At 63.7% G+C, this 3,996-nt stretch carries 2 protein-coding genes; both read right to left on the bottom strand.

The window, feature by feature from the left end; all coding sequences use genetic code 11:
* Positions 1-1,425: 1,425 nt before the first annotated feature.
* Positions 1,426-1,650: a YbdD/YjiX family protein gene (locus tag OZ10_RS19900; RefSeq protein WP_005926176.1), complete on the bottom strand. Its 225-nt coding sequence runs from the start codon at positions 1,648-1,650 to the stop codon at positions 1,426-1,428.
* On the bottom strand, positions 1,650-3,722 hold the full coding sequence (locus OZ10_RS19895; RefSeq protein ID WP_039411512.1) for a carbon starvation CstA family protein: 2,073 nt from the start codon (positions 3,720-3,722) through the stop codon (positions 1,650-1,652). Before OZ10_RS19895 ends, OZ10_RS19900 begins: the two co-directional genes overlap by 1 nt.
* Between the last annotated feature and the right edge of the window lie 274 nt (positions 3,723-3,996).

The following is a 3,996-nucleotide window of genomic DNA, read 5'->3' as shown; positions in this document are numbered from 1 at the left end:
TCACTTGGCTGTCTTCACGTCTGGTCGAGGGCGCGGCGCCCTCACCGCTCGCGGGACACGCCGCAAGTACGTCCCTGTAGTCTCGGTGGCGGCATCCATGCCGCCACACGGTCCCGCAATCGGCGAGGACACCACGCCAGACTGTTGGTCGGTGGTTTTGTTGAAAAGCAAAGACACCGCGTCGCAGCTTGCGAGTCGCTGTTGAAATCCATGCAGACCGACCATCTCGACTGGTCCTTGCCCGCCCACCGTCGCGGGACCCTTGGCGGCATGGATGCCGCCACCGAGCCCCCATGGACGTACTTGCAGCGTGTCCTGCGATGGTGGGCGGGCAAGGGCCCTGCAGCAAAGGCGCAGACCATCCGCTCTCCTCCTGATCTGCCGGTATTGAGCAATCAGGTCGAGACGCCTTCACTGTGCATATTGCGATCACTTGGCTGTCTTCAAATCTGGTCGAGGGCGCGGTGCCCTCACCGCTCGCGGGACACGCCGTCAACCCGTCCATGGGGGCTCGGTGGCGGCATCCATGCCGCCACACGGTCCCGCAATCGGCGAGGACACCACGCCAGACAGTTGGCTGGTGGTTTTGTTGAAAGGCAAAGACACCGCGTCGCAGCTTGCTAGTCGCTGTTGAAATCCATGCAGACCGACCATCTCGACTGGTCCTTGCCCGCCCGCCGTCGCGGGACCCTTGGCGGCATGGATGCCGCCAAGGAGCTACATGGATGTACTTGCGGCGTGTCCTGCGATGGTGGGCGGGCAAGGGCCCTGCAGCAGAGGCACAGATCATCCGCTTTGCGCCTGATTTGTCCGTAGCGAGCAATCAGGTCGAGACGCCTTCACTGTGCATATTGCGATCACTTGGCTGTCTTCAAATCTGGTCGAGGGCGCGGTGCCCTCACCGCTCGCGGGACACGCCGTTAACCCGTCCATGGGGACCGTGTGGCGGCATCCATGCCGCCACACGGTCCCGCAATCGGCGAGGACACCACGCCAGACAGTTGGCCGGTGGTTTTGTTGAAACGCTTTGTTGAAAAGCAAAGGCACCGCGTCGCCAGTTTGCCAAGCGACTGGTTGAGAGCCATGCGCACCGACCATCTCGAATGGTCCTTGCCCGCCCACCGTCGCGGGACCCTTGGCGGCATGGATGCCGCCAAGGAGCTACATGGACGTACTTGCGGCGTGTCCTGCGATGGTGGGCGGGCAAGGGCCCTGCAGCCAAGTCACAGCGTCAAGGGCGCGGTGCCCTCACCGCTTGCAGGACACGCCGTGAATCCGTGTGTCCCTCGATGGTGGGCGGGCAAGGGCCCTGCAGCAAAGCCGCAGCGTCCAACAAAGCAACAGGGCGCGATTTGCATCGCGCCCTGTTGCTTTTTCAACGTCTTGTTTGACCGGTCAACCGATCGCGAATCGATCGATCACCAATCAGCAACAACGAAACCCGCTCTTGCCGCCGTAGCGTGCATCCTGCCGCTCGCGGAAGAAGGCGGGATAGTCCATTACCGGCTTGTCTGGATGTTTTTCCAGCATGTGGCGCACGTAGTTGTCGTAGTCGGGAATGCCGCAGCACAAGCGCGCGGTCTGGATCAGGCGCCGCCAGATGCGGCGGTGCACCTGATACTGGCTGGCCAGAACGAGTTGGGTGCCCATTACAGATCCGCCATCTGGTGTGGCTGCAAGGCCACGTATGGCGTTTCACGGTCGCTCCGCTGCGGATTGCGGCGTGCGGCGATGATCGTCTTGATTGCGTACACAAGGATCGAAGCCACCACGAACAGGAACAGCACCGTCAGCCCGGTGTTGACGTAGGCGTTGGTGACGATCTGCTGCATCTGTGGCACCGTTTTGGCCGGTGCGGTGATGGTGTTGCTGGCGATGGCGGCCTGGAACTTGTGCGCCTGCGCCAGGAAACCCTGCGCCGGGTTGCTGTCGAAGATCTTGATCAGGCCCGCGTAGGTCGTGCACAGCAGCAGCCACAGCGCCGGCACGATGGTGACCCAGGCATAGCGGTCGCGCTTCATCTTGAACAGCACCACCGTGCCCAGCATCAGCGCGATACCGGCCAGCATCTGGTTGGAGATGCCGAACAACGGCCACAAGGTCTGGATGCCGCCGAACGGATCGATCACCCCGGTGTAGAGCAGATAGCCCCACAGTGCCACGCACCCGGCGGTGGCGATGATGTTGGCGGTCCACGATTCGGTCTTTTTCAGCGCCGGGATGAAGTTGCCCAGCAGGTCCTGCAGCATGAAGCGCCCAGCGCGCGTGCCGGCATCCACTGCGGTCAGGATGAACAAGGCTTCGAACAGGATGGCGAAGTGGTACCAGAACGCCATGGTGTCTTTGCCTGGCAGCAGTTGATGCAGGATCTGCGCGATGCCCACGGCCAGCGTGGGTGCACCGCCGGCACGCGCCAGGATGCTGTGCTCGCCGATATCGCGCGCGGTGGCCTCCAGCACTTCGGGAGTGATCGCAAAGCCCCATTCGGACACCTTGGCCGCGACCGCCACCGTGTCGGTGCCGACCAGCGAGGCCGGGCTGTTCATCGCGAAGTAGATGCCGGGCTCGATGATCGAGGCGGCCACCAGCGCCATGATGGCCACGAACGATTCCATCAACATGCCGCCGTAGCCGATGTAGCGCATGTGGCCTTCATTGGCGAGCAGCTTGGGCGTGGTGCCGGAGGCGATCAGGGCATGGAAGCCGGACACTGCACCACAGGCAATCGTGATGAACAGGAACGGGAAGATGCCGCCCTTCCACACCGGCCCGTCGCCAGTGGACGCGAACTGGGTCAGCGCCGGCATCTTGAGGTCCGGCATCACCACAAGAATGCCGATGGCCAGGGCCAGGATGGTGCCGATCTTGAGGAAGGTGGACAGGTAGTCGCGCGGTGCCAGCAGCAGCCACACCGGCAGCACCGAGGCGACGAAGCCGTAGCCGATCAGCATCCAGGTGATCTGCTTGGCAGTGAAGGTGAAGGCAGGGCCCCAGGTCGGGTCGGCGGCGACCTTGCCACCCAGCCAGATCGCGCCCAGCAGCAGGATCAATCCCACCACCGAGATCTCGCCGATCTTGCCGACGCGGATGTAGCGCATGTACACGCCCATCATCAGCGCGATGGGCATGGTGGCGATCACCGTGAACATGCCCCAGGGGCTCTCGGCCAATGCCTTGACCACCACCATCGCCAGCACCGCCAGGATGATGATCATGATCAGGAATGCGCCGAACAAGGCGATGGTGCCGGGCACCTGGCCCATCTCTTCGCGCACCAGATCGCCCAGCGAGCGCCCGTTGCGACGGCTGGACAGGAACAGCACCACGAAATCCTGCACCGCACCGGCAAACACCACGCCCACCACCAGCCACAGCAGCCCGGGCAGGTAGCCCATCTGCGCGGCAAGCACCGGGCCCACCAACGGCCCGGCCCCGGCGATGGCGGCGAAGTGATGGCCGAATAGCACGTGCTTGTTGGTGGGCACGTAATCCAGGCCGTCGTTGTTGGCCACCGCCGGCGTGGCGCGGGTGATGTCCAGCTGCATCACCTTGTCGGCGATGAACAGGCTGTAGAACCGGTAGGCGATCAGATAGATCGACACCGCCGCCACCACGATCCACAACGCGTTGATGTGCTCGCCACGCCGCAATGCCACGGTACCCAGGCAGAACGCGGCCAGCAGCGCCAGCGCGCCCCAGGCCAGCTTTGAGAACCCTTTCATGCATATCCCTCAGGAACGATTCACTCAAGGGTCCCCCCGTGCCCGCCTGCGGTCAATGGCAGGGGGCAGCGGCGGGGTAAAACTTTGGTCGTAGAGTGATTGCCTGCATGCGGCGCTGGCGGCGCCAGCGGGACAGGCGTTTGGAACGGTCGGTTGCAACGGCCGCGGTTGGGCGCCGCATCCCGGGCACCCATGATGGGCGCACGACACCTTGCACAGGGACACTGCCATGAGCACTACCACCACCACAGCGGCGCATGTGCTGCGCACCATC

The sequence above is a fragment of the Xanthomonas cannabis pv. cannabis genome, assembly GCF_000802365.1.
GTDB lineage: Bacteria > Pseudomonadota > Gammaproteobacteria > Xanthomonadales > Xanthomonadaceae > Xanthomonas > Xanthomonas cannabis.
The sequence above is the reverse complement of the archived record's forward strand: the minus strand, read 5'-3'. Positions and strand labels throughout refer to the sequence as shown.

What these genes read in the sequence shown, in the direction of transcription:
- OZ10_RS19900 (WP_005926176.1), bottom strand. Translation starts at nt 1,650, where the DNA reads ATGGGCACCCAACTCGTTCTGGCCAGCCAGTATCAGGTGCACCGCCGC.
- OZ10_RS19895 (WP_039411512.1), bottom strand. Translation starts at nt 3,722, where the DNA reads ATGAAAGGGTTCTCAAAGCTGGCCTGGGGCGCGCTGGCGCTGCTGGCC.